This window comes from Pseudomonas allii (genome assembly GCF_055380095.1).
Map to the genome: position 1 here is coordinate 3,332,802 of NZ_AP039450.1, position 24,644 is coordinate 3,357,445.

19 protein-coding genes and 1 pseudogene are annotated in these 24,644 nt (G+C 59.1%); 12 read left to right on the forward strand and 8 right to left on the reverse strand.

Annotation, left to right across the window (positions count from 1 at the left end; genetic code table 11):
- Positions 1 to 315 precede the first annotated feature (315 nt).
- Positions 316 to 3,315 carry a type III effector HrpK domain-containing protein gene (locus ACZ445_RS14870; RefSeq protein ID WP_464707184.1) on the forward strand — a complete coding sequence of 1,000 codons (3,000 nt, stop codon included), beginning with the start codon at positions 316 to 318 and terminating at the stop codon, positions 3,313 to 3,315.
- Between the two features lie 42 nt (positions 3,316 to 3,357).
- Here ACZ445_RS14870 and ACZ445_RS14875 read toward each other — a convergent pair whose 3' ends face one another.
- Positions 3,358 to 4,227, reverse strand: coding sequence for an isocitrate lyase/PEP mutase family protein (locus ACZ445_RS14875; protein WP_058425894.1), 870 nt, complete (start codon positions 4,225 to 4,227; stop codon positions 3,358 to 3,360).
- A gap of 218 nt (positions 4,228 to 4,445) precedes the next feature.
- The gene (locus ACZ445_RS14880; protein WP_310863059.1) at positions 4,446 to 6,578 is read right to left on the reverse strand and encodes a hypothetical protein; all 2,133 of its coding nucleotides are present in this window, start codon (positions 6,576 to 6,578) and stop codon (positions 4,446 to 4,448) included.
- Positions 6,579 to 7,117: 539 nt separating this feature from the next.
- Here ACZ445_RS14880 and ACZ445_RS14885 point away from each other — a divergent pair.
- Positions 7,118 to 7,732, forward strand: a complete 615-nt coding sequence (locus tag ACZ445_RS14885) for a dTMP kinase (protein WP_058425892.1) — start codon at positions 7,118 to 7,120, stop codon at positions 7,730 to 7,732.
- A gap of 107 nt (positions 7,733 to 7,839) precedes the next feature.
- Here the strand turns inward: ACZ445_RS14885 and ACZ445_RS14890 are convergent, their stop codons facing one another.
- Positions 7,840 to 8,589, reverse strand: a complete 750-nt coding sequence (locus tag ACZ445_RS14890) for an SDR family NAD(P)-dependent oxidoreductase (protein WP_058425891.1) — start codon at positions 8,587 to 8,589, stop codon at positions 7,840 to 7,842.
- Positions 8,590 to 8,690: 101 nt separating this feature from the next.
- On the opposite strand from ACZ445_RS14890, the gene ACZ445_RS14895 reads away from it, so the two are divergent.
- A complete protein-coding gene (locus tag ACZ445_RS14895) occupies positions 8,691 to 9,050 on the forward strand; it encodes a winged helix-turn-helix transcriptional regulator (RefSeq protein ID WP_058425890.1) in 360 nt (119 codons plus the stop codon).
- A gap of 59 nt (positions 9,051 to 9,109) precedes the next feature.
- Here the strand turns inward: ACZ445_RS14895 and ACZ445_RS14900 are convergent, their stop codons facing one another.
- Both ACZ445_RS14900 and ACZ445_RS14905 read right to left on the reverse strand, forming a co-directional pair.
- Positions 9,110 to 9,973 (reverse strand): methyl-accepting chemotaxis protein, encoded by an 864-nt coding sequence (locus ACZ445_RS14900; RefSeq protein ID WP_464705478.1) that lies wholly within the window; start codon positions 9,971 to 9,973, stop codon positions 9,110 to 9,112.
- Positions 9,968 to 10,921: pseudogene (locus ACZ445_RS14905) on the reverse strand (MCP four helix bundle domain-containing protein); the annotation flags it as partial. The pseudogene ACZ445_RS14905 and the gene ACZ445_RS14900, both read right to left, overlap by 6 nt.
- Before the next feature lie 59 nt (positions 10,922 to 10,980).
- On the opposite strand from ACZ445_RS14905, the gene ACZ445_RS14910 reads away from it, so the two are divergent.
- On the forward strand, positions 10,981 to 12,189 hold the full coding sequence (locus ACZ445_RS14910) for a multidrug effflux MFS transporter (RefSeq protein WP_058425888.1): 1,209 nt from the start codon (positions 10,981 to 10,983) through the stop codon (positions 12,187 to 12,189).
- Positions 12,190 to 12,210: 21 nt separating this feature from the next.
- On the opposite strand, the gene ACZ445_RS14915 is transcribed toward ACZ445_RS14910, so the two are convergent.
- The 3 genes from ACZ445_RS14915 to ACZ445_RS14925 all read right to left on the reverse strand — a co-directional run bounded on the left by ACZ445_RS14915 (position 12,211) and on the right by ACZ445_RS14925 (position 14,698).
- The gene (locus ACZ445_RS14915) at positions 12,211 to 12,822 is read right to left on the reverse strand and encodes a hypothetical protein (protein WP_058425887.1); all 612 of its coding nucleotides are present in this window, start codon (positions 12,820 to 12,822) and stop codon (positions 12,211 to 12,213) included.
- Positions 12,823 to 12,863: 41 nt separating this feature from the next.
- Positions 12,864 to 13,778, reverse strand: coding sequence for a site-specific integrase (locus tag ACZ445_RS14920; protein WP_058425886.1), 915 nt, complete (start codon positions 13,776 to 13,778; stop codon positions 12,864 to 12,866).
- A 107-nt stretch (positions 13,779 to 13,885) separates the two neighbouring features.
- A complete protein-coding gene (locus ACZ445_RS14925; RefSeq protein WP_058425885.1) occupies positions 13,886 to 14,698 on the reverse strand; it encodes a M949_RS01915 family surface polysaccharide biosynthesis protein in 813 nt (270 codons plus the stop codon).
- Positions 14,699 to 15,155: 457 nt separating this feature from the next.
- Between ACZ445_RS14925 and arnC the strand changes: the two genes are divergently transcribed.
- The 8 genes from arnC to ACZ445_RS14965 are packed head-to-tail and all read left to right on the forward strand — an operon-like array spanning position 15,156 to position 24,479.
- Positions 15,156 to 16,181 (forward strand): undecaprenyl-phosphate 4-deoxy-4-formamido-L-arabinose transferase, encoded by a 1,026-nt coding sequence (gene arnC, locus ACZ445_RS14930; RefSeq protein ID WP_464707185.1) that lies wholly within the window; start codon positions 15,156 to 15,158, stop codon positions 16,179 to 16,181.
- 2 nt (positions 16,182 to 16,183) lie between these two features.
- Positions 16,184 to 18,175 carry a bifunctional UDP-4-amino-4-deoxy-L-arabinose formyltransferase/UDP-glucuronic acid oxidase ArnA gene (gene arnA, locus ACZ445_RS14935; protein WP_058425883.1) on the forward strand — a complete coding sequence of 664 codons (1,992 nt, stop codon included), beginning with the start codon at positions 16,184 to 16,186 and terminating at the stop codon, positions 18,173 to 18,175.
- Entirely contained in the window at positions 18,175 to 19,059 is an 885-nt protein-coding gene (arnD, locus tag ACZ445_RS14940) for a 4-deoxy-4-formamido-L-arabinose-phosphoundecaprenol deformylase (RefSeq protein WP_058425882.1), read from the forward strand. Before arnA ends, arnD begins: the two co-directional genes overlap by 1 nt.
- Positions 19,056 to 20,711, forward strand: a complete 1,656-nt coding sequence (gene arnT / locus ACZ445_RS14945; RefSeq protein ID WP_464707186.1) for a lipid IV(A) 4-amino-4-deoxy-L-arabinosyltransferase — start codon at positions 19,056 to 19,058, stop codon at positions 20,709 to 20,711. The genes arnD and arnT overlap by 4 nt, the downstream gene beginning before the upstream one ends.
- Positions 20,708 to 21,055 carry a 4-amino-4-deoxy-L-arabinose-phosphoundecaprenol flippase subunit ArnE gene (arnE, locus tag ACZ445_RS14950; protein ID WP_058425880.1) on the forward strand — a complete coding sequence of 116 codons (348 nt, stop codon included), beginning with the start codon at positions 20,708 to 20,710 and terminating at the stop codon, positions 21,053 to 21,055. Before arnT ends, arnE begins: the two co-directional genes overlap by 4 nt.
- Positions 21,052 to 21,465 carry a 4-amino-4-deoxy-L-arabinose-phosphoundecaprenol flippase subunit ArnF gene (arnF, locus tag ACZ445_RS14955; RefSeq protein ID WP_058425879.1) on the forward strand — a complete coding sequence of 138 codons (414 nt, stop codon included), beginning with the start codon at positions 21,052 to 21,054 and terminating at the stop codon, positions 21,463 to 21,465. Before arnE ends, arnF begins: the two co-directional genes overlap by 4 nt.
- Positions 21,462 to 22,853 carry a UDP-glucose dehydrogenase family protein gene (locus ACZ445_RS14960; RefSeq protein ID WP_058425878.1) on the forward strand — a complete coding sequence of 464 codons (1,392 nt, stop codon included), beginning with the start codon at positions 21,462 to 21,464 and terminating at the stop codon, positions 22,851 to 22,853. Before arnF ends, ACZ445_RS14960 begins: the two co-directional genes overlap by 4 nt.
- A 3-nt stretch (positions 22,854 to 22,856) precedes the next feature.
- On the forward strand, positions 22,857 to 24,479 hold the full coding sequence (locus ACZ445_RS14965) for an ArnT family glycosyltransferase (RefSeq protein WP_058425877.1): 1,623 nt from the start codon (positions 22,857 to 22,859) through the stop codon (positions 24,477 to 24,479).
- Positions 24,480 to 24,644 lie beyond the last annotated feature (165 nt).

A 24,644-nucleotide genomic window follows, 5' to 3' on the forward strand; every position in this document is an offset into this window, starting at 1 on the left:
GAAACTCAATTAATTTAACTTCACGCTGTTTAATTTATTTCGGGTGTACGTTGAACCTGTCTTAGCCGCTCTGCTTCGACAACATCCTTTGGTTGCCGCCGCAGATTCTGCGGCGGATTTTTTCACAACATTTCACAAGCTGGGTTTCATCCCTTCGGCATCGGTGCATCAGTGGCTTGCAAGGCGCGCGGCGTCGACCCGATAGGTCGGCCTGTCATCTTTCAGTAACCCTCAAGGTCTTTGCTCTCCTGACTGGTCCGACATGATCGCCCCTGACGATCATGCCCCGGCCTCCCGTCTTCAAGGAGCACACGCATGTCATCACCGGTCAGTAACGCCCCCACGATCAAGAGCATCACGGGCAACGACTCCAGCGCCGAATGGGGCAACGCGGTCGATAGGGCCAAGGCCAGGGATGCCGGCATCGAATGGCAGCGGCCCAAGGATGACGCTCGCTCGGCCCAGGACATCATCGACGGCAGCCCACTGCTGAAAAACCTCGGCAACCAGAGCGGGGTGAAGGACAAGTTGCGCGAACGGGTCGGCGATTTCGAACACGATGCGGACGCGGCCTACCGGGCCAATCAGGTGCTGGAGCATGTCGAACGCTTCGACGAAAACGGCGCACGCCTGGCCGGCAATGCCATCGACAACGGCCGCGTCGATGGTTTCACCAAAGGCGGTGACGCCAGGCATGGTACCGAGGCCGGGCGCCTGCAAGACTTCGGCAAGTATGGTTGGGAGAACCTCAAGGGTGAACTGCAACACGTGGACGCCGTGGGCCAGGACGGCCAACGCCGTGATGCGGCGGAAAAGGCCGGCATCGTCTGGGAACTGCCCGAGGGTGACAGGCGCTCGGCCCAGGACATCATCAATGACAACCCGCTGCTGAAAAACCTTGGCAACCAGAGTGGGGTGAAGGATGCATTGAAGGAACAGGTCGGCGATTTCGACAAGGACCCGAACGCGGCCTTCCGTGCCAGCCAGGTGCTCGACCGGGTAGTGGGTTTTGACGAGAACGGTAACGCGCTGACCGGCAAGGACGTGGCCAACAGCAGTGTCGACGGCTTTACCAAGAGCGGCGAAGCGCGCCATGGCACCGAAGCCGGGCGCTTGCAGGATTTCGGCAAATACGGTTTCGAGGCGCTGGCCAAGCCCCCGGCCAATGACCAGATCGGTAGCTACAAGGACTTTCTCAAGATCCACCCGGAGGCCGACGCAGGTTCCAGGCAGATCGCCCAATACGGTGCAATCCTGGAGGCCAGGTTCGATTCGATCCGTGGCAAGACCGGCGGCGAGGGTGCCGTCACCGAACAGAACATCCAGGACTACCTCAAGCAAAATCCGCAGTTGAACAAGGAAGAGAAAGAGGCCCTCAACTTCTTTGCCCAGCCCGGCGCCTTCCGCAAGCTCGATACGGCCGGCAACAGTATCGGCGACAAGCCCGACGGCAAGGTCAGCCGCAGCGACGTGCAAGCCTGGCTGAAGACCGCCGCCCCCACCGATGCCCAGAGCCTGGCCAGCCTGATCACCGACGTGGCCACCGGCACTGTCACGGGCAAGGTCGACACCCGCAAGCTCGACAAGGACATCTTCGAACATCCGGAAAACTACACGGCCGAGCAAAAGGCTGCGGTGCTGCTGGAACTGCAGGAAGCGCAGAAACTGGTGGTCGACGGCGCCAACGCCGGGGTCTGGAACAGCGATTACGGCAAGGTCTCCATCGCCAACCGCTCCGGCGCGATCTGGGAGCCGCAAAAGCTGCTGCAGGACATCAATGACCACATGGCCATCTTGCAGGGCGACAAACCCACCGCCGAGTACATCAGGAACGCAGGCGACCAGGCGGTGAAGACGTTGTTTGAAGACAATCCCGGCCTGAAGAATGCGGTCACCAAGACCTACGAGGATCAGGTGAAGTCGGGCAGGGCACTGGACGCCGCGTGGGACGCCAACACCAAGGACGGCAAGACCGACCAGCACACAGCGCTGGCCGGTTTCTACGCCACCGCCACCAGCCTGCAGTCGATGCTTGGGATTGACGATGCCAAGGCGATCCAGGGCGCGGTCGCCAAATCCTCGCATAACGAAGCATTCAAGACCTTCTACAAGGACCAGTTGGCCAGTGGCGACCGCCTGCGCGAGTTGCTCAAGGACAACACGCCGGAGCAGGCCGCTTCGGAGTTCAGCCTGGAAGTGGCGCTCTATAACGCCGCGCTTGATCCGGCCTTCACGGCCCAGCACGATCAACAGCTCAACGAGAATTTCTCCAGCATCGCCCAGGAGAACCTGTTCAAGGGGGCTGGCTTCGACGACATCAAGACCGCTTTCGGCAAGGACGGCGGCGCGGAGTTGGACGAAGACAAGGTCCGCAAGCTGGTCGACCAGATGCGCCAGGAAAGCCCCGAGCTGCTGCTGAACCAGGACGGCACCGTGGCCACCACCGACCAGGTCCTGGCGGGCTTTCGTGGTAACTGGGACATGCTCCGCCAGGGCACCAAGGCCCTGGACAAAATGGGCAAGCTGTCGGACTTCGACCCCAATGGCGGCGCCAAGGGCGCCTACGGCAGCGGTGTGCTGCACGGGGTGAGCGGGCTGTTCCTGGCGGGTGTGACCATTGCACGTGGGGCGCAGAGCGGTGGAAAGCTGACCACACGCAACATCGTCGACATCACCACCGGTTCCGTGCAGACCACCACCGTGCTGATCGAGGGCGGCACCAAGGGCTACCAGGAACACCTCGCCAAGTCGATCAAGAGCGGTGAGCAGACCCTCAAGGATATGAAGGACGGCAAGGTCATGCTCGACCTGCTCGATGAGGTCAAGGACAACGTCAAGGACGGCAAGCACGCCAAGGTCGTGGCGAAGAACTTCGAGGAAGCCGCCAAAGGTATCGGCGGCCTGGCCGGTATCGTCGCCGGGGCTTATGGCATTTTTGATGGCGTCAACGCGTTGCGCCGGGGCGACAAGCTGACTGGAGGCTTTGGCATCACCGCAGGCTCGCTGGGTGTACTGGCCGGCAGCGCCTCGGCCGCGGAGGGTGGCCTTGGCTTGCTCGGGGCGAACCTGCCGCGCTTTCTCCCGGGCCTGGCGGCCACGGCGGGCGTGCTGGGCTTCCTGGCGGCTGGCGTGGCGGTACTGACGGCCATCGTGCCCGGGCTGGTCAAGGAAGGACAGGCACAGGCCAAGTCGGACAAGTTCGGCGAGATATTGGGGGATTCAATCGAGCGTTATGGCATCGATGGGGTCAAGGACGGGACCATTGCGGATATTCCCACCAAGGATTGGCCAGGCGGGGAGCAGTGGACATCGTGAGAACGGGAGGAGGGGGGAGCCCCCCTCGCTCCGATGTTGTCTTTACTCTTTGACGTCCATGAACTCTTCAGCCCAGGCCACGTAGCTTTCCGGCAACGTGTAGGTATGCGTCAGCTCGGTGGCGCTGAGGTTATCGGTGCTGTGGGTCAACTGGCGCTGGGCACGCAGGCTGTCATACGTCGCCTTGATCGCGGCAAAGTAAGCCCCGTGGCCGGCAACCACTATGCGCACGCCAAGGCTGGCCAGACGCTGGGCGTCATTCAGCTTAGGGTTGCCGTAGGTCACCAGCATCAGCGGCACCGTGAGGTTTTCCGCGATCTTCTCCAGGTGCTCGAAATCGGCCACACCGACCATGCAAATCCCATCGGCGCCGGCCTTCTGGTAGGCCAGGGTGCGTTCGATAACGGCTTCGGTCGGCAACACGCCGGCGTTGGTCCGGGCAATGATCGACAACTCCGGATCGACACGTGCTTCCAGCGCCGCGCGGACCTTGCCGATGCCTTCTTCAATGGAGATCAGGTCGGTGGACTTGCGCCCGAACTGCGCCGGCAGCAACGTGTCTTCAATGGTCAACGCGGCCACACCGGCACGCTCAAGTTCTTCGACGGTGCGCATCACGTTCAGGGCGTTACCGTAGCCGTGGTCGGCGTCGGCGATGAACGGCAACTGGGCAACGCGGCCGATGCGGGTGGCTTGCTCAACGAACTCACTCAGGGTGATCAACGCAAAATCAGGTGCGGCCAATACCTGCAACGAGGCGACGGAGCCACCGAGGATGCCGACTTCAAAACCCAGGTCAGCGGCGATACGCGCCGACATCGGGTCAAAGACGGAAGCGGTTTCAACGCAGGTTGGGGTGGCGAGCAATTCACGGAAGTTGCGGCGCAGGGCTGAGTGAGAAATCTTTGGCATGGGCTTTCCTGGTTCTGGTCATCGTCTTGTGACGATCAATGTCTATTCGTGGTGGGGCCAGATTAACATGCGGGCGAGGGGGAGATGATGACGTTTCAGCATTGGTGAGGATGGAGTGAGGCAGACTCTTTTAATAAGGCCCGGCTGTTGTTGATAGGCGCCCGGGGCGGGCGCCGCTCTATGGCTCAACACTTGTATCTTAAAAATCAACTCCGACGTTATGATCGTGCCGTAAATTTATATTTTTTTGCCAATCTTTTTCCATGTTCTTCTTCGTTGTTTTTCCAGGTTTCATATACCAGTTGACTACCACCATAAGGATGATACTCCAACCTAGGCTCCATACTCTCCAGTTGATCCTCTATAACTGTCGAGCCATCCAAATATCGCCCGACATCCCCTACAGTAAGTTTCTCACCCTCCCAGAAATGATAATTACCTTCAGGACCGACTATAATGCCACCTGTCAATACGTTGATAAATTCTTTGGCTTGAATCACTGGATATCCGCCAGTACGCCATCCATGAAGTACACGCGTAGAGGTCACAATAGCCCCACGGATTTCGTTAATTTCGACCTCCCCCCATTTAACCAAGGAGAGTACGTCATCAAGATGTTTTTTCTTATCGAGGAAGGGGAGTCTAACATTTAACTGGTCCGCCCCTTTCTGTACGTGCCACAATGGATTGCGAAGCTCATGCATATTACATGGATGGTACATATGCTTACATTCTAACAATAAAAGCAACCCATCTTTATAGGCCAACAGATCGGCGTCAAGACTTTCCCCAAAGGGTAAGTCCACCTCCATTTCCACTCGGAACCCTGCCTTTATCAAGGCCGACTTGAGTCGTATGATCATCGGATCGCAGCCTTTTTCCCAGCCCTTATGAAGTCGATTGGAGACGTAGAGGTTTCTTATAATGTTTGAAGCAGAAAGAACCCTAGATGAGCAAATGATGTCATCCTCTGCCGCAATCAGCGGAAAATATTGGATATCTATTAAGTCACCTGCCGCTGGAAGTACCAGCATCTCGATTACCGAATCTACAATTTCCTCCGGAATAGCCAACGACAAGGATTTTATTAAACCCTTCCGAGGCATTATGTTAATAGCTGATTGGGCAGTGATGAATTGCTTATCTTCGTCGGGCAAATTTTCAAAGGCGAATTCATACATGTATGCAATGAAAGAGAAGAATCTTTGCGCGCGCAAAAAATGAAAAGCCCGAATGCCTGGCTTTATTTCTCGCAACAGTGGGTTATCATCAGAGAAATCGTCAACATCCATTCTCATGATGGCCAGTTCTTCTTCTAAGAACGTACCTTCATATCCAATCAGACCTTCAACACCAAGGCCTTCAGGAATCGCAAACACCAGTCGGCGTTGAGGATGCTCGTTGACATAAACGAACTGATGCAAACCAGCGTCAAAAAGTCTTTTTGTCTCCTTCATCAATGAGGGCAGTCCTGCATCTGGCGAATGATAAAACTCCGCCATTTTTCGAAAGCGTATCTCTGACTGTTTTTCTTGCTGCACATACCCTAAGCGGACTGTCTTTTCGAACAAGGGATCTATCGAACTGATGTAAACATCTTTTCCTCTTAATCCAGCTTTGTATGGCAGCCCATCCAACATTGTTTCAGCTTGTTTGAAACTGTTCAGCTGAGCCGCAGCAGTCAACACAAACAAGTAGATGTTCGTACTATTCAGTCCGTCTGGATCAGCATCCTGCCAGTCCGATAGCGTAATACCGTGAGACTTTCTAAACACCCCAATGACCGTAGAAAATGCCTCAGCAAAATCCTCCATGCTGTGATGCAGTGGCTGGTCACTCGGAAGATTCCTGTCACCACCTTGCCACGCACCTAAAAACATCCGATCAATCACCACAAACATCGACTTCAATATTGTTTTTTTATACCTATTGACCTGATCTGAAATATAAGAATAGAGTGGCGTTATTTGAGGTCTGAGGCTGTGCAGCGCTTGCACAGACACAAGATATTCCAAGGTTTCCTCGTTGAGACCACAACGCTCACCCGCAAGCAATAATGCGTCCACCGTTGCACACGCCGAATCACCAAAACCATATCTTGAGAGTCGGAAAAATCCTTTCTCACGCATGTCATAAATAGCTTGGCTCCTGTTGGCTTGCAGCAATGCAAGAGCGAGCGCAACCGACTCATGAGTGTGTTGGTTTTCAAGGTGCACAGGAAGTTTTTTTAAATAGTTTTTATAAGTAGTTCTAGTGCTGCTGGGGGTAATGGCTGGATCAAAAGCGTCCACCATCTCAGAAGGGGTATTCAATGCTTCGAAAGTTTCATAAGCTTTTGCGATATCTATCATGTATAAGCCTCGGTTTGATCTGACTAACTTGAATGTATTTTTAGAGGGCACAACAGTACTTTCTGCAGAGCGGTTGTAATTTATGCAGAACTGGGAAGAGGCAAGACGTTACTTTGATGACAGAGATCAGTACCGACTGTTCGGCAAGTAAGTGGACTTAAGATTCCATTGAGCGCCGTAGATGGCGCGATAACTCGCGTGACGCTGTTTATTGCTCCATTTATCGCCATAACTGTTCGTCCTTGCAAGAAATCAGGATCCGATAGTAGCATATAGCCATTATTCACGAAATGGTCACACCCAGACAGACAGGATGCTGACCACGAATTCGCGGCCTGATCTGGGGAAAGGTGCCGTTTCTGCTCACGTGTACTTGCGCTTAAACGGATGGGAAGGCGTTGAAGTAGTCCTCAAAGAGCTCAGCTCCAGCGTGGCTTCATTATTTTCCCCGCCGGGAAAGAAACCACGTACCTGATTGAGCACCACCTCCGAGACTAATGCAGTTAGAGTGGTGATCTTTGTCTCGATCGCGGTGAAAAATGAATGCTCCGCTTTTTGTTTCTCTGGATGGCCCCAAAGGCACCGGCAAAACCACGCTGCTGGAGGCCGTAACGGTAGCTCTTAGGTCGGACAACAAGAAAGTCATTCGGCTTTGCGAGCGCAAAAGCGATCCCTACAGAGGGGAAACCATGGCCCTGGTCAATGAACTTGCCAGAAATCCCTCACGGGATCTGGAATGGGCTGTGTGTGAGCGCTTTGCCGAGAGTCGCCGCTGGATCTCCCGGAACGTACTGACTCGGCAGCCGTCGGGCAGCATTATCCTGATTGATCGCTGGTATCCGTCTGAGGCTGCGTTTCGACACACGATCCCGTTTGCAGAGATTCTGCAGTTGAACCTGCAGCGAAGCGTGCGAGTGCCGGATCTGCATGTCGGCGTTGTCACCGCGCCGGATATTTCATGGGCGAGAGCAATGGCACGATCACGAGGAATAGGCGGCACGGTGATTCAGAAGTATGCCGAGCATGTTGCGTGCACAGAGATATTCGAACGGGCGGTTGTGGGTCAGGGCTGGGTTTTGTGCCGTAATGAAGGTGCGATTGAAGAGGCAGTGAAGCAGGTAGTTGCTGAGATCCATAAAGTAGCTGAGCGATAAGCATAGAGTCATACATGATTTAACATAATATACATTATGCGTAACATCATATTGCGTAATCAGGGGCAGTGCCCGTCAGATTTCAACAGGCAAAACCCCTGTCAGGTTCAAACCTGAGCAAAGCCTCCATCGACAAACATTTCACTGCCCGTCATGAAGCTGCTCTCATCCGATGCCAGGAACAACGCGGCGGCTGCCACTTCTTCAGGCTGACCGATACGGCCCAGTGGCACCTGCGCCGTCATGTCGTCGATGATTGCTTCCTTTTGACCCGTGCCTGACAACGCCAAGTCCAGACCCGGTGTCGAGATCGGTCCGGGTGAAAGTACGTTCACACGAATGCCGGTGCCTTTGAGATCCAGGGCCCAGCTTCTGGCGAAATTACGCAGCGCCGCTTTGGTGGCGCTGTACACGCTGAACGCCGGTGTGCCCATCACGCCGGTGGTTGATCCAGTCAGGATCACGGAACTGCCGGCCCGCATCAGTGGCAAGGCTTTTTGCACGGTGAACAGCGTGCCTTTGACGTTGATGCCGAACGTGCGGTCGAACGATTCCTCGGTGATCGACCCGATCGGTTGGAAATCCCCCAAGCCTGCATTGGCAAACAGTATGTCAACACGGCCCTTGGCGGCTTTGACCTGGGTGAACACACGGTCCAGGTCGTCCAGCTTGGCAATGTCGGCCTGGATGGCGATGGCGTCAGGCCCGATCAGCTTGAGCGCCTTGTCCAGTTCTGACTGTCGACGGCCTACAATCACCACCTGTGCGCCTTCCGCTGCAAATCGAATCGCGGTGGCCAGGCCGATGCCGCTGTTGCCGCCGGTAACCACTGCAACTTTTCCGTTGAGCTTGCTCATGATGACTCCAAAAAAGAATGTTGAGGCGCAACTCTAGATCCGCTCTATTCTTTTGAATAGTATGCACCTTTTAGTAAGTACCCTTAGGAGGCACCTCAATCATGGCCAATAAATCATTCAATTGCGGGCTCGAGGCTGCCCTGGCGGTGATTGGCGGCAAGTGGAAGCCGCTGGTGCTGTTCAACCTGGCGCAGAATGTTCATCGATATGGAGAATTAAGGCGCGCGATTGGTGGTGTGACCGATAAGGTGCTGATCCAGCAACTCAAGGAGTTGGAGCGCGACGAGATCATTTTTCGCGTGGACTTCCAGGAAATACCGCCCAAAGTCGAGTATTCCCTAACGCCGTTCGGGGAGTCCCTGGCCTCGGCGTTGGGTGGGTTGTGCCAATGGGGTACGCAGCATATGCAAACGGTAGAGCGCATCGCCGCACGGCGGACGTCTGCCCTCTCCCAGTCCTGAGCTCCTGCCCTGATGCCTAACTCAACTAAATAACTATTTAGTTGAGTTAAATCAATAAGTTACAGCTGAAAGCGATCCACCGACTGCGACAGCTTGCCCGCGAGGCTGGACAATTCGTCCGTTGTTGACGCTGTCTGGCCAATGACCCGGCTGTTGTTTTCCGACATGCCGGCAATCATCTCCACCTGGTGTGCAATTTCATTGCTGGCCAAGCTCTGTTCACCGATGGTGCGCGAGATATCGTTGACCATTTCCGTGGTGTTCAAGGTGGCTTGCAGAATCTCGCGAATCGCCCTCTCCACCTCGGCGGTTACCGCCATGCCCTTGTCCACCTGAGCCACGCCCTCCTCCATGCTGGTCACCGCTTCGCGGGTACTTTGCTGGATACGCTCGACCATGCTGGCGATTTCCAGGGTTGAGGCACTGGTGCGACCGGCCAGGCTGCGCACTTCATCGGCGACCACCGCGAACCCTCGCCCCTGTTCACCGGCGCGGGCGGCCTCGATCGCGGCATTCAGGGCCAGCAGGTTGGTCTGGTCGGCGATCCCCTTGATTACCTGGATAATGCTGAAAATTGCTTCGGACTCTTTGTCCAGCGTGCGGATCACCTGGGCCGATTGCTGTGCGGAGCGGGCAATGCCGCTCATGTCGTTGACCACCTGATGAATCACCCGGCCACCGTCCTTGGCCAAGGTTTCGGCCTGGTTGGCCATGTCCAACGCTCGCCCGGCATGCCGAGTGATTTCCTCGATACTGGCGGTCATTTCACTCGCAGCCGCGGCCATGGTGCTGGCCGCCGCACTTTGTTGCTGGCTGCTGCCGGCCACTTCATGGCAGCCGTGGCTCAGTTGTTCGCTCATGCCATTGACCCCGTGGGCGTTGCTGCGCACCACTTCGATCATGCCGCGCAGATCCCGTTGCATGGTGGCGAGGCTGCGAATCAATGTGCTGGCTTCATCTTTGCGCCGGGGTTCGACAATCGCTTCGCTCAAGTTGCCCCGCGCAATGCTGGCGGCAATACGGCTGGCGGCCTGCAACGGCCCCATGATGCTGAGCATGACCCAGCGGCCCTGAGCCAGCAGCAGTAAGAGGCTGGCGATCAACACCACGCCGAGAGTGAAATTGGCGTTGCTGATGGTCTGCTGTGTACCGAGGCTGGTCTGCTGGGTGTTGGTCTCGATCAGCTCGCTCAGCGCGGCCATTTGATCTTCAAGCTGGGTGAAGGCGGTGTTGAACGTGCCCAGTTCATTGCGTGCGGCGTCGGGATTGTCCAGCGCCAGGGCGACAATGCGCTCACCGGCGGCAATATAGTTGTCCAGGCTCGGTTTGATTTTTTCCAGGTTCGCCTTGAGCGTGTCGTCCAACGGCAGCTTGAGGTTGTCTGCCAGCACCTGGCGAAAGTGCTCGGCGTGCTCCTTCAGGGAGCTGTTCACCTGCGCTTTGGTGCTGGTGCTTTTACCCAGGCCCACCAGCATGGCTGACAGTACATCGGCACGCAGGGCGTCGTGCATCATGTCGGCTTCCATGTGATTGCGCAGCACCGTCATGCTCAACTCGCTGTTCTGCACGGCATTGCCCATCCGGGTATTTCCCAGGTAGCCGGCAAGGCTCATGATCAAGGCGGTCAGCAATCCGGTCGCAATCAACAACATCAAGCGCAGTTTGATCGTCATGCAGGTATCCCCATAGCCTGGACCGTCGGTTGGGAACCCAACCGCTTGAGCGTCTAATACCGTTATCGGCAGCCGTTGCTTATTAGTGAAGCCCAAGTCAGGGAATCTGCGCGATTCCCTTGTGCTCACGTGCAGGGCAGCTCTTTGCCTCGGCGTGTCAGGGCTACATCGAAGTTGTAATGACTCTGTAAGCGTCATCTTGTACAGCCGCAGGCGGCCCACTAAGCTGGCCGATCCCTTGAAGGTACCGGAATTCCATGTCTCGAAGCATTGCCCACCTCGCCCTCCTCCTGGGCTTGATCACCGCCGTCGGCCCCTTTGCCATCGACATCTACTTGCCCGCGCTGCCAACCCTGGGCGCCAGCCTGCAGGCCTCGCCGGCGCTGGTGCAGATGAGCCTCACGGTGTTCTTCGTCATCGTCGGCCTGTGCCAGTTGTTCTACGGGCCGATCAGTGATGTGTTCGGGCGCAAGCCGCCGATCTATGCCGGCCTGGTGATTTTTATCGTGGCCAGTGTGGGGTGTGCCTTGGCGCCGACCATCGAGACACTGATCGCGTTTCGTGCCCTGCAGGCGTTCGGCGCCTGCGCGGGCATGGTGATTCCCCGTGCCATCGTTCGGGACCTCTACACCGGGCATGAGGCCGCCAGGCTGATGGCGTTGCTGATGCTGGTGATGAGCGTCTCGCCGATCCTCGCGCCATTGGCCGGTAGCCTGGTGATTGCGCTGTGGAGCTGGCGTGAAGTGTTTGCCGTGCTGGCGGTGCTGGCGGCGGCGTGCCTGGTGATGACCATTGTGCAACTGCCGGAAACCCACCCGGCCGAACGCCGGTTGGGCAAGACCCTGGGCAACGCCTTCAGCAGCTATGGCGCATTGCTGCGTGACCCGGTATTCATCGGCCTGTCAGTGGTCTGCGGTTTTGGCCTGGCGACCTTCTTCGTGTTTATCGGCAGCGCGCCGTTCGTGTACATCGAGCATTACGGCCTCACACCCACACAGTTCAGCCTCGCCTTTGCGTTGAACGCTGCGTCGTTTTTTGCCATGAGCCAACTCACTGCACGCCTCAGTGCGCGCTTTGGCCTGGCGCCGCTGATTCGTTGGTCGGTAACGGCCGTGGCAGCCGTGATGGCCGTCTTGGCTGGCACAACGCTGTGGCTCGAAAGCCTGGCCCTGACCATGACCCTGCTGTTTATCGGCTTCGGCTTTCTCGGCCTGCTGCTGCCGGCCGCCGGGGTGCTGTCTCTGGAGGATCATGGCGCGGTAGCCGGGTCTGCGTCGGCATTGCTTGGGGCTATCCAGATGATCATCGGTGCCGTGTCCATGACCCTGATCGGCGTGTTCGCCGATCACACTCCGGCGCCGATGTTGATCGGCATTGCGCTGTGCGCCATTGCGGCGCTGCTCACCACGCTGTGGACGCTGCGCCGCCTGCCGGCTCACTTGGCGAGTGTCCCGCCCTCCTCCTGATTCGCGGCCTGACTGTCAGGATCATGCAATGGGCGGCTCGGCCTTCTCATCCGAGGACGCAGGGTAAGAACGGACGGTAACGTGTTCGAGCCTCCAGCCCTTGAGGCCGAGGGTCCGCGTCACGCGGATGTCCCGCGCTCGAACGGGGCTATACCGAGGAGGGTCTTTTTTGAGCAAGCCGTCAGTCAGGATGTTGACGCCTAAAGCGCCGCCAAGGAGCCCTAGAAGCACGCCAATGACCTCAACGGTATTGCCCAGGATCTCGAACACGGGCTCGTCGTTGGCGGCAAGGTCATAACTCGGTTTTGCGGGTTCACATGTCAGGTCTTGGGTAGCGAGTCGCGCACAGCGCTTCTGCTGTGTCTGGTCGTTCAACCTATCCAATTCGGCCTGGCTCTGAGCTGTTTCTGCCTTGTGGTCGACCTTGTAGCGGCTGAGCTGATTCGCGCAATACGCTGACGCCGAGACGGAAAGCAGCACCAGCGACAAGCCAAGGAGCACGTTTTGCCGCGCCGCCGTCAACGGCCAGATGACTTTGCCGCTTCGCACCAAGACGCAGACGCCTAGTGTCAAGAGTGCCCAAAGGGTCAGCACTCCGCTTGTTGACCACCAAAATGTTGTGAACGTTGTCATTGCTTCGTCTTCCTTGGTTGATTGAAATCAGTGTCCATTCATTACAGATCAAACCGATCCACCGCCCGCCGCCGCTCATTATCGTCACGCACGTCATAACTGGCGGTGGTCTGGATATTGGTGTGGTGCGCGAGCTTCTGCGCGATCGACAGGTCATGCTCCTCGATCACCCGGGTGATGAATGAGCGCCGGAAGTCATGGGGCATGATCTTCACCCCCACCTGTTCGCCGCGCTGGCGGGCGATGTAGTAGATGGCATGTTTGGTGATGCGCTCGCGAGTGATGTGGCTGCCGCGGCGGATACGGTTGAACAGGAAGCTGTCGTCCTGCTCGCCCTCCTTGAGCTGCTCGCGCCGAAACGCCAACCACGCCTGCAGTTTGGCGAACGCCCAGTCCGGCGCGTACTTGATCAACTCCTTGTTGCCCTTGCCGATCACCCGCAGGCTGCGTTCTTCAACGTTGATTTGCGCCAGGTCGAGGTTGACCGATTCCGACTTGCGCATGCCGGAGCCGTAGAGTATGCCGATCACCGCGGCATCCCGCAGGCCCTGGGGGCGTGGGTCGGCGGCGCAGACTTCCATCATTTCCCGAATCAGGCTGCGCCGCAGGTTGCGGCCCTGGCCCAGGCGCGTGCCCGGTGCAGCCTTGACGGTGCGCATGCGCAGCAGGTGCTCCTGGCTGATCAGGTTCAGGCGCCAGGCTTCATTCATCACCCCGCGCACCGCATTTACGTACAACGAGGAGGTATTCGGCGCATAACCGTCCTCGCGCAGTGCGGCGACCAGGGCGATGACGTGTTCGGGTTGCAGCAAGTGCCAGTCGATGTCTTCGAGGTTGATATCCTCAAAGCCCAGGCGGTCGGCCGCATCTTGCAGCACGTAGCGCATGGTCAATTGGCTGGAGGGGGCCAGGCGGGTGAGGTATAGGGTCAGTGGGTTGCGGATAGACTCAGTCAAGTTAGATCAGCCTTTGGATTAAATACCTCGAACAAGCCTTTGTTTAATCGAGGTATTTAGTGAATGGCGAGGGCCGAGTCTAACCCAGGACCGGCCCTGGCACAAAATCACGGGGCCGTATCGTCGTCCTCGGTGGGCTCCTGAGGCTGGACCTGGGTCTGGCTCCACTCGCTGTCCTGCTTCTGCATCAATGCGAACCAGTGCTGGCGCATGAACGTCAGGTACGCCTCGGGCGCCTTGGCAAAGTCCTTCTCATCGGCATAACAGCCCGGCAATGGCAACTCGGTGCCCTGCTCCTTGTACTGGCTGACCAGCGCCTGCTGCGCGGCCACGCTGCAGTCCTTGGGCAGCGGCATGCCGCGCAGGGCGCCGGCCTCTTCGTCCCACCAGGCCGCACCGACGCGGTCGACCCCGCGCAGACGGTACTTCTGCGACTTGCCGACATGCATGATCAACTTGAATTCGTTGGGGCTGACATCGCTGGTGCAGGTGCGCGAATAGCCCACGGTGGCCTGGGTGATGCCGTCGCCAGAGAGGTCGGTGACCTTGGTCGCAGCACGGTCAAAGCGCAGGGATGCGTCGAACTCGCAATGCTGCACATCGTCGTAGAGCATCCACACGCGCTTGGGGCGGTTGCCGTCGATCAGGTACTGGGCCGCATACACGAACGCCGACTGGGTGCCGTCGTCATCGCGCTCGCTGACTTGCTCGGCGAGCACCAGCAGGTTCTTGCCTTGCTTATCGTCCCAGGTATACGCGGCGATCTGCTTGCCGCGCACTTCGACACCGTCCGGTACCTGGTCGATGCTGGTGAGCGCCACCCCGTCATCGGCGCGTACGGTGGTGATACACGCCAGGCCCATCAACAACCCCATCAACACTGGCCGCAACTGGCCGCGTAAAAGCTGCACGCTATTCATCCGATCACCCTGGCAAGAGACGGCTTACTTTACCGGCACTTGGAGGGCATTGCAGAGAATATTCTTCACTGAAAACAGGATTGGACAACATTGCGCTGTGATCCCCTGGACGCCCTGCCCGGAGCCGCGTCCACTTAGCTGAACCCTAGCTGTCTACCTGTCAAATAAACGAGTTTTTCATCTGCGTTTCATATTCGTACTACATTTTTACGCTTAATCTTGGCCCTGTTGAGTTGAGGGCCATCCGCGCTTCTCCAACTAACCCATTGATTCCACTTTACCTTTACGCAATATCGTCTTTACTGCAGTTCATCAGGAAGAACACACGGCCAGCGCTCAGGAATGTCGAATGAACACCACGCACACCACTGCCTTTTAATCAGTTGCCTGCACTTTCGCCCACTGATTGCTGCTGTTTCAGCGCTCCAAGTTGCTCTAACCCCGAGGTCATGAATCTTTGAAACCCTACCCTATTCATTGCGTGTCGATCGTTATCCCGGTCTACAACGAACAAGAGAGCCTGCCTGAATTGCTGCGCCGTACCACCGCAGCGTGCAAGCAACTGGCCTACGAATACGAAATCATCCTGGTGGATGACGGTAGCCGCGACAATTCGGCCCAACTGCTGGAAGACGCCGCCTCAGAAGACGGCAGCAACGTGGTCGCGGTGATCCTCAATCGCAACTATGGCCAGCATGCGGCGATCATGGCCGGTTTTGAGCAGTGCCGGGGCGAAGTGGTGATCACCCTCGACGCCGACTTGCAAAACCCGCCGGAAGAAATCCCGCGCCTGGTCGAACAGGCTGCCCTGGGCTACGACGTGGTTGCCACCGTACGTAATAACCGCCAGGACTCGGCCTTCCGCCGCTGGCCGTCACGCCTGATCAACCTGGCCGTGCAGCGCTCCACCGGCGTGGCCATGACCGACTACGGCTGCATGCTGCGTGCCTACCGCCGCACCATCGTCGACGCGATGCTCGCCTGCCGCGAGCGCAGTACCTTTATCCCGATCCTGGCCAACGGCTTTGCCCGGCACACCACGGAAATCCTGGTGCACCACGCCGAGCGCGAACACGGCGAATCCAAATACAGCGCCATGCGCCTGATCAGCCTGATGTTTGACCTGCTGACGTGCATGACCACTACTCCACTGCGTCTGCTCTCCATTGTCGGCTTCAGCCTGGCGGCCCTGGGCATTCTGTTTGCCCTGGCGTTGATCGTCATGCGCCTGGCCTTTGGTGCCGACTGGGCTGGCGACGGTTTGTTCGTGCTGTTCGCGGTGCTGTTCGTGTTCACCGGCGGCCAGTTCATCGGCATGGGCCTTCTGGGTGAATACCTGGGCCGCATGTACAGCGACGTGCGCGCCCGTCCGCGCTTCTTTATCGAAAAAGTGCTGCGCAACCAACCGGCAGCACCGGCTCCCGTGGTCGTCGTTGACGGCCTGGTGTCCTCCCATACCTCTACTTCTGCTGATCAGGTCTAATCATGAGTTCAAAAGCTGTTGTATTCGCGTACCACGATATTGGTTGTGCAGGCATTGAAGCGCTGCTCAGCACCGGTTACGAAATTGCTGCCGTGTTCACCCATGCCGATGACCCCAAGGAAAACAACTTCTACGGTTCCGTCGCGCAACTGTGCGCCCGCAACGGCATCCCGGTGCATGCCCCGGAAGACGCCAACCACCCATTGTGGATCGAGCGCATCGCCAAGCTGAACCCGGACTACATCTTCTCGTTCTACTACCGCAACCTGCTCAGCGAGCCGCTGCTGGCCACCGCCGGCAAAGGCGCGTTCAACCTGCACGGCTCGTTGCTGCCGAAATACCGTGGCCGCGCCCCGGCCAACTGGGTGCTGGTCAACGGCGAGACCGAAACCGGCGTGACCCTGCACCGCATGGTCAAGCGTGCCGATGCCGGCGCGATCCTGGCCCAGCAGAAAGTCATCATCGAACGCAGCGACACCGGCCTGACCCTGCACGCCAAACTGCGCGACGCCGCCATTACCCTGCTGCGCGACGCCCTGCCGCAACTGGCCCAGGGCAAACTGGCCGAAACCGCCCAGGACGAAAGCCAGGCCACTTACTTCGGCCGCCGCACTGCCGCCGATGGCAAGCTGGAGTGGAAAAAGCCGGCTGAAGAACTGTTCAACCTGGTGCGGGCCGTCACCCAACCTTACCCGGGCGCCTTCTGTGCCGTGGGCGAGCACAAACTGATCGTGTGGCAGGCCGAAGTGGTCAAAGGCAACGAAGGCCTGGCCCCTGGCCGCGTAATCAGCGTCAACCCGCTGCGCATCGCCTGCGGTGAAGACTCTCTGGTGGTCAAGTTCGGCCAGCGTAACGCTGACGGCCTGTTCCTGGCCGGCCCCGCCCTGGCGGACGCACTGGGCCTGGTCGACGGTTCCGTACTGCGCGGTGCCGAGTCCGGTCGCAAGCCGCGTCGTACCCGCGTGCTGATCCTGGGTGTGAACGGCTTTATCGGTAACCACCTGTCCGAGCGCCTGCTGCGTGACGACCGTTACGAAGTCTACGGCCTGGACATCGGCTCCGACGCCATCGAGCGCCTGCGCAGCCACCCGAACTTCCATTACGTGGAAGGTGATATCAGCATCCACACCGAGTGGATCGAATACCACATCAAGAAGTGCGACGTGGTCCTGCCGCTGGTGGCTATCGCCACGCCAATCGAATACACCCGCAACCCGCTGCGCGTGTTCGAACTGGACTTTGAAGAAAACCTCAAGCTGGTGCGCTACTGCGTCAAGTACAACAAGCGCGTGATCTTCCCGTCGACGTCTGAAGTCTACGGCATGTGCCAGGACCAGTACTTCGACGAAGACACCTCCAACCTGGTGGTGGGGCCGGTCAACAAACAGCGCTGGATCTACTCGGTCTCCAAGCAATTGCTGGACCGTGTGATCTGGGCCTACGGCGACAAAGGCCTGAAATTCACCCTGTTCCGTCCGTTCAACTGGATGGGGCCGCGCCTGGACCGCCTGGACTCGGCACGTATCGGCAGCTCCCGTGCAATCACCCAGCTGATCCTGAACCTGGTGGAAGGTACGCCGATCCGCCTGTTCGACGGTGGTGAGCAGAAGCGCTGCTTCACCGACATCGCCGACGGCATCGAAGCCCTGGCCCGCATCATTGACAACGAAAATGGCGTGTGCGACGGCCAGATCGTCAACATCGGCAACCCGGAAAACGAAGCCAGCATCCGTCAGTTAGGCGAAGAACTGCTGCGTCAGTTCGAAGCGCACCCCTTGCGTGGCAACTTCCCACCGTTCGCCGGTTTCCGCGACGTAGAAAGCAAGGCGTTCTACGGCACCGGTTACCAGGACGTGGCGCACCGCAAGCCAAGCATCGAAAACGCCAAGCGCCTGCTGAACTGGGAGCCGACCGTGGAGATGAGCGAAACCATCGGCAACACCCTGGATTTCTTCCTGCGTGAAGCCATGCTCGAAATCGCGGACAAAAAGTAATGCAGGCAGGCCTACGCATCGACGTCGATACCTACCGTGGCACCCGTGAAGGTGTGCCACAGTTGCTCGAATCCCTGGATGAAGCCGGGGTGAAAGCGACGTTCTTCTTCAGTGTCGGACCGGACAACATGGGGCGCCACTTGTGGCGTCTCATCCGGCCCCAGTTCCTGTGGAAGATGTTGCGTTCCAATGCGGTCGGCCTGTATGGCCTGGACATCTTGCTGGCCGGCACTGCCTGGCCAGGCAAGCCAATCGGCCGTGACCTGGGGCACTTGATGCGCCAGGCCAAGGCCGCCGGGCACGAAGTGGGCCTGCACGCCTGGGATCACCATGGCTGGCAGGCCAACACCGGGCGCTGGAGCGAGGCGCAGTTGATCGAGCAGATCCGCCGTGGCGTCGACACCCTCAGCGACATCCTCGGTGAGCGCATCGACTGTTCCGCCGCCGCCGGTTGGCGCGCGGATGAACGTGTGGTGCAAGCCAAGCAAGGTTTCAACTTTCGCTACAACAGCGATTGCCGGGGCACCAGCCTGTTTCGTCCAACCCTGGCCGATGGCAGTGCGGGCAGCCCACAAATTCCGGTAGACCTGCCGACCTTCGACGAAGTCGTCGGGCCGGTGGTGGCTGCCAAAGACTTCAATGGCTTCATTCTGGACCGTTTCACCGAGTCCAAACTGAACGTCTACACGATTCACGCCGAAGTAGAAGGGATTCTGATGGCCAACGATTTTCGCCAGTTGCTCGCCCAGGCCGGGCAGCGCGGCATCGACTTCAAACCGCTGGGCGACCTGTTGCCTGCGGACGTGACCACCCTGCCCCAGCAACAGCTGGTACGTGGCGCCTTGCCTGGCCGCGAGGGTTGGCTCGGAGTGCAACAGGCATGATCCGCCGTTGGGCCCTGCCCCTGCTCCTGTTGGCGTTTGGCGTGTTCTACCTGCTGCCGCTGGCCACCCATGGCCTGTGGATTCCGGATGAAACCCGTTACGCACAGATCAGCCAGGAAATGCTGCTGACCGGCAAGTGGGCGTCGCCGCACTTCATGGGCATCCGCTACTTTGAAAAACCGGCGGCGGGCTACTGGATGATCGCGCTGGGCCAGGCGATCTTCGGGCAGAACCTGTTCGGCGTACGGTTTGCCTCGGCGCTGAGCACTGGCTTGAGCATTCTGCTGGTGTACGGGGTGTCGCGCCGGCTGTGGAATGACCCGCGCAAAACCCTGGTCAGCACCGTGCTGTACATGAGTTTTGTCAGCGTGGCGCTGCTCGGTGGCTATGCCAACCTCGATCCGCAGTTCACCTTCTGGGTCAACCTGACCGGAGCCGCCCTGTGGTTTTGTTTCGACAGCACCACCCGCAATGGGCGCCTTGGGGCCTGGGCGTTACTCGGCCTCGCCTGCGGCATGGGCTTCATGACCAAAGGCTTTCTTGCGTGGTTGCTACCCGTGTTGATCGCCCTGCCCTATGCGATCTGGCAGAAGCGTGTGCGTGAGCTGCTGGGCTACGGCGTGGTCGCCGTGGTGGTGGCGGTTGTCGTCAGCTTGCCGTGGGCGCTGGCGGTGCACCTGCAAGAACCGGACTATTGGAATTTCTTCTTCTGGCACGAGCATATCCAGCGCTTCGCCGGTGACGATGCCCAGCACGCCGAGCCGTTCTGGTATTACCTGCCGCTGTTGGTTGCCTTCAGCCTGCCGTGGGTTGCGTTGTTGCCGTCCACCGTCAAACAGGCGTGGCAGGACAAGCGCAGCGCAAAAATCGGTTTTGTCGTGCTGTGGCTGCTGATGCCTCTGGCCTTCTTCAGCCTGGCCAAGGGCAAGCTGCCGTCCTACATCATGCCGTGCCTGCTGCCCCTGGCCTTGTTGATGGGCAATACCCTGGCCGACAAGTTGGCCCAGGGACGCAGCCGTGCGCTGCGCCTCAACGGCTGGCTGAACCTGATCATCGGCGTGGTGGCATTGCTCGCTCTGACCTGGGTCCAATTGAAGAAGCCGGTGTACGAGCACGGCCAGGAAACCCTAAGCCTGGTGCTGGTGTTCACCTTTCTGTTTGCCTGGATCCTCGTCAACCTGTTGCAGGCGGCCCGGCCGTTGCACCTGTGGGCCGCGCCGGTCCTCGGCAGTTGGCTGATGGTGGCATTGCTGCCCGCCGCGTTGCCGCACTCGGTGGTGTACAACAAGACGCCGGACCAATTCATCATCGACCACCTGCAGGAACTGCAACCGGCCACGGCCCTGTTGAGCAATGACCTGGGCGCAGCGTCGGCACTCTCGTGGCGCCTCGCGCGCCCGGACGTGACGCTCTACAACACCGTCGGCGAAGTCAAATACGGCCTGGCCTACGCGGACGCCACGCACCACAAGGTGGATACCACCCAAGTCCAGCAATGGATGAGCGTTGCGCGCCAAAAGGGGCCGGTCGGCGTGGTCATGCGGGTCAAGGGCGATGACGAAATCGCCGAAGTCGACTTGCTGCCCAAGGACGGCAAGCGCTACGAACAAGGCAACATCGTGATCCTGATCTTCCCGCAGGCTGCGCAATGATCACCTTGCTGCTGTTACTGGCCGCCTGCCTGTTCACGTGTATGGGCCAGGTCTCCCAGAAGTTCGCCGTGGAAAGCTGGCGCGACCTGCCGGATGGCTGGGCGCTGAAACTGCGCTCGCCCTGGTTGTGGTCGGCGCTGGTGTGCCTGGGCCTCGGCCTGCTGGTGTGGCTGCTGGTGTTGCAACGCCTGGAAGTCGGCATTGCCTACCCGATGCTCAGCCTCAACTTCGTGTTGGTCACGCTGGTCGCGCGTTTTGTATTCAAGGAGCCCATCGACACCCGCCATTGGCTGGGTGTGGCGCTGGTGATCGGTGGTGTCGTGCTGCTGGGGCGCCAGGTATGAGCCGGGTTCAGGGGTTTGCCCTGGCCCTGGGCAGCGTCGGCCTGGTCAGTGCCGCCCAACTGGGCATGCGCTGGAGCATGACGCGCCTGCCGTTGCCCAGCGATTGGCTGGACGCCTTCAGCCAGAACCGCATCGACTTGGGCGCCCTCGGCGTCGTGACCCTGGCGATCCTGGCCTACGCGTTGTCGATGCTCTGCTGGCTCGGCGCGCTCAAGCATTTGCCGCTGGGCCGTGCCTATTCACTGCTGAGCATCAGCTACGCCTTGGTATACCTGCTGGCTGCCAGCCTGCCGGTGTTCAACGAACATTTTTCCGTTTCAAAAACCCTGGGGGTGGCGCTGGTCATCCTCGGTGTTCTGGTTATCAACTCTCGTCGTGCTAGCGCCACAAGTCCCAGGAATGCCCCATGAAAATCAGTGTATTTGGTAGCGGTTACGTCGGTCTGGTGCAGGCCACCGTGTTGGCTGAAGTCGGCCACGATGTCATTTGCATGGACGTTGACAAGAACAAGGTCGAGTCACTGCAAAAAGGCCATGTGACCATCTTCGAGCCGGGGCTGGCTGCGATGGTCAAGGAAAACCTGGAGAGTGGGCGGCTGCACTTCACCCATGATGAAAAGCTGGCGGTGGAACACGGCGAAGTCCTGTTCATTGCCGTGGGCACGCCTTCGGACGAAGACGGCTCGGCCGACCTGAAATACGTGCTGTCGGTAGGCGACGCCGTGGCCCGCCACCGCAAAGAGCCGGTGATCCTGGTGGAAAAATCCACCGTGCCGGTCGGTACCGGCGACACCCTGCGCGCCCACATCGAAAAAGCCCTGCACCTGGCCGGCCGGCACCTGGAGTTCGATATCGTCTCCAACCCGGAATTCCTCAAGGAAGGCTCGGCCGTTGCCGACTGCCGCCGCCCGGACCGCATCATCATCGGTTGTGAACGCGAAGAGGTGCGCGACGTGATGCGCGACCTGTACGCACCGTTCAACCGCAACCATGACCGCATCATTTTCATGGACCTGCGCAGCGCCGAGCTGACCAAGTACGCCGCCAACTGCATGCTGGCGACCAAGATCAGCTTTATCAACCAGATCGCCGAGCTGGCCGAGCACCTGGGTGCCGACATCGAAGCCGTGCGCCTGGGCATCGGTGCCGACTCACGTATCGGCTACCACTTTATCTACCCCGGTTGCGGCTACGGCGGTTCGTGTTTCCCCAAGGACATGCGCGCCCTGATCCACAGCGCCAAGCAAGCCAACTGCTCCAGCGACCTGCTGGAAGCGGTGGAAGCCATCAACCAGCGCCAGAAGAGCAAGCTGTTCGAACGGATCAATGCATTCTTCAAGGGCGACCTGCGCGGCAAGACCTTTGCCCTGTGGGGTCTGGCGTTCAAGCCCAACACCGACGACATGCGCGATGCCCCCAGCCGAGTGCTGATGGAGGCATTGTGGGCTGCCGGCGCCAACGTGCGGGCATTCGACCCGGAAGCCATGCAGGAAACCCAGCGCATCTACGGCGATGACCCACGGCTGATGCTCATGGGCACCCCGGAATCGACCCTGGGCGGCGCCGATGCGCTGATCGTCTGCACCGAATGGCAGCAATTCAAGGCGCCGGACTTCGACCTGATCCACCAGCGCCTGAAAACCCCGGTGATCTTCGACGGGCGCAACCTCTACGACGGCGAGCGCCTGGCGCGCAAAGGCTTCCAGTACTACCCGATCGGCCGTGGCGATTCCTGCCAACTGCCGATTCCCCAGCAGCAATGGGTCGCCCAGGGTGCAGGCCAGGTCGTGGAAGCCTGAGACGTGAACAGAGTTCAACCGTCCCCGCTGAATGCAACGATTCGCCGCCAATCCCTCGGTTTGGGATTGCTGGCGTTGTTGCTGTTTATCGCCGGCAACTGGCACCAGGCAATCATTGGCTTCGACTCGCGCTTCGTGTTGTTTGCCCAGGAAATGCTGCGGCATGGCCCCAGCGTCTTCCCCACCACCTATGGGCAGCCTTACGCGGATTACCTGGCCACCTCGACACTGTTGACCTGGCTGGTTTCATTGCCCCTGGGCCAGGTCACCAGCCTCACGGCCTGGTTGCCCACGGCGATCGCCTCGGCGTTTATCGTCACCCTGGTTTATCGCCTGACGGCACCCTACTCCCAACGCTGGGGGCTGCTGAGCATTGCGCTCCTGTTGTTGAGCAGCAACTTCATCAGCGAAACCCGTGCGGTGTCCCTCGACCAGATGCTGGCCGCCATCGCCCTGGCGGTGTTTTACCTGGGTTATGCCCATGACCACTTCGGCGCGGCTAAACGCCTGCATTGGCTGTACCTGCTGCTGATCCTGGGCTTTGCCGTGCGCGGGCCGATTGGCCTGGTGATTCCTACGGGCGTGCTCTGCAGCTACTACCTGATCAACCGACAATGGCGCCAGCTGTTCAGTTTCGGCTTGCTGGCCCTGGCGCTGCTGGTGGCATGCGTGGGCCTGCTGTTGCTGATGGCCAAGTTGAGCGGCGGCGAAAGCTTCATGCAGGACGTGATCCGCATGCAGTTCCTCGGTCGCATGGATGGCAGCGAAGGTTCGAGCGGCACGCTGTACTACTTCACCAGTTCGCTGGGCAACTACGCCTTGGCGTATCCGATGGCGCTGCTGGTACTGCTGGCCATGCTGCTCAGCGGGCGCCGCGCACCGGGACCGGCATTGCAGTTGGTGTGGTATTGCGCCGCCGCTGGCTTGCTGGTGATGGTCGGCCTGTCGATTCCCCAGGCGAAAAAAGCACGTTACGTGCTGCCGATGTTGCCCATGGCGGCGATCATTGCGGCGTACCCGTTCCAGGTCGCACACGGACGGCTCTTCGCCGGGCTGCGTGGGCTGCTGCTGGGGATCTGGACGCTGCTGCCGACGCTGTTGATCATCGGCCTTTTATTGGCACGACCGCGCTACCCTGAGCAGTTGAGCCATCTGGGCGGGGTGTTCGGCGTGCTGGCGGGCCTGCAGGTGGTGGCCTTGGTGACACTCTTCAAGCGCCGCCTGCGTCCGGTCGGGCCGGCCTTTGCCGCGGTACTGGCGGTTTGGGCCACCTATATCCTGGTGGTCGAGCCGCTGGAGCGCAGTATCTACGACACCCGCACCTTTACCTTGCAGGTTCATGAGCAAGTGATGCAGCAGCGCGCGCCGGTGGTGCTGCATGGCTTGGGCAAAGACGCCAAGGCCATCAAGTACATGGTCAACCTCGACTGCGACCAGGTGCCGTTGTTCACTCAGCAAGCCGCCGACCTCAAGCCACTCCAGGGACCCGCCTGGCTGGTGATGAGCCAAGCGGATTACGAAGGATTGCAAGACCCGCGCTTTCGTTCCATCACGCCGACCCTGACCGGCGAATTCGACCGTAACCCTTACGTGCTGCTGCACCTGGCCAAACCTGTGCAACCTTGAACCTGCACCGGTACTGCCGGCGCGGAAAATTCCCACGCAGCTTTACGTAATGACTGGTACCGTTTCACTTTCCTGCGTCCAAAACCCGACGGTAAACTCGCTTGCCTGGTGCGGTATTCATGTACCGCCACAGGTCATGGGTGACCACAAGGACGAGAGGACAAC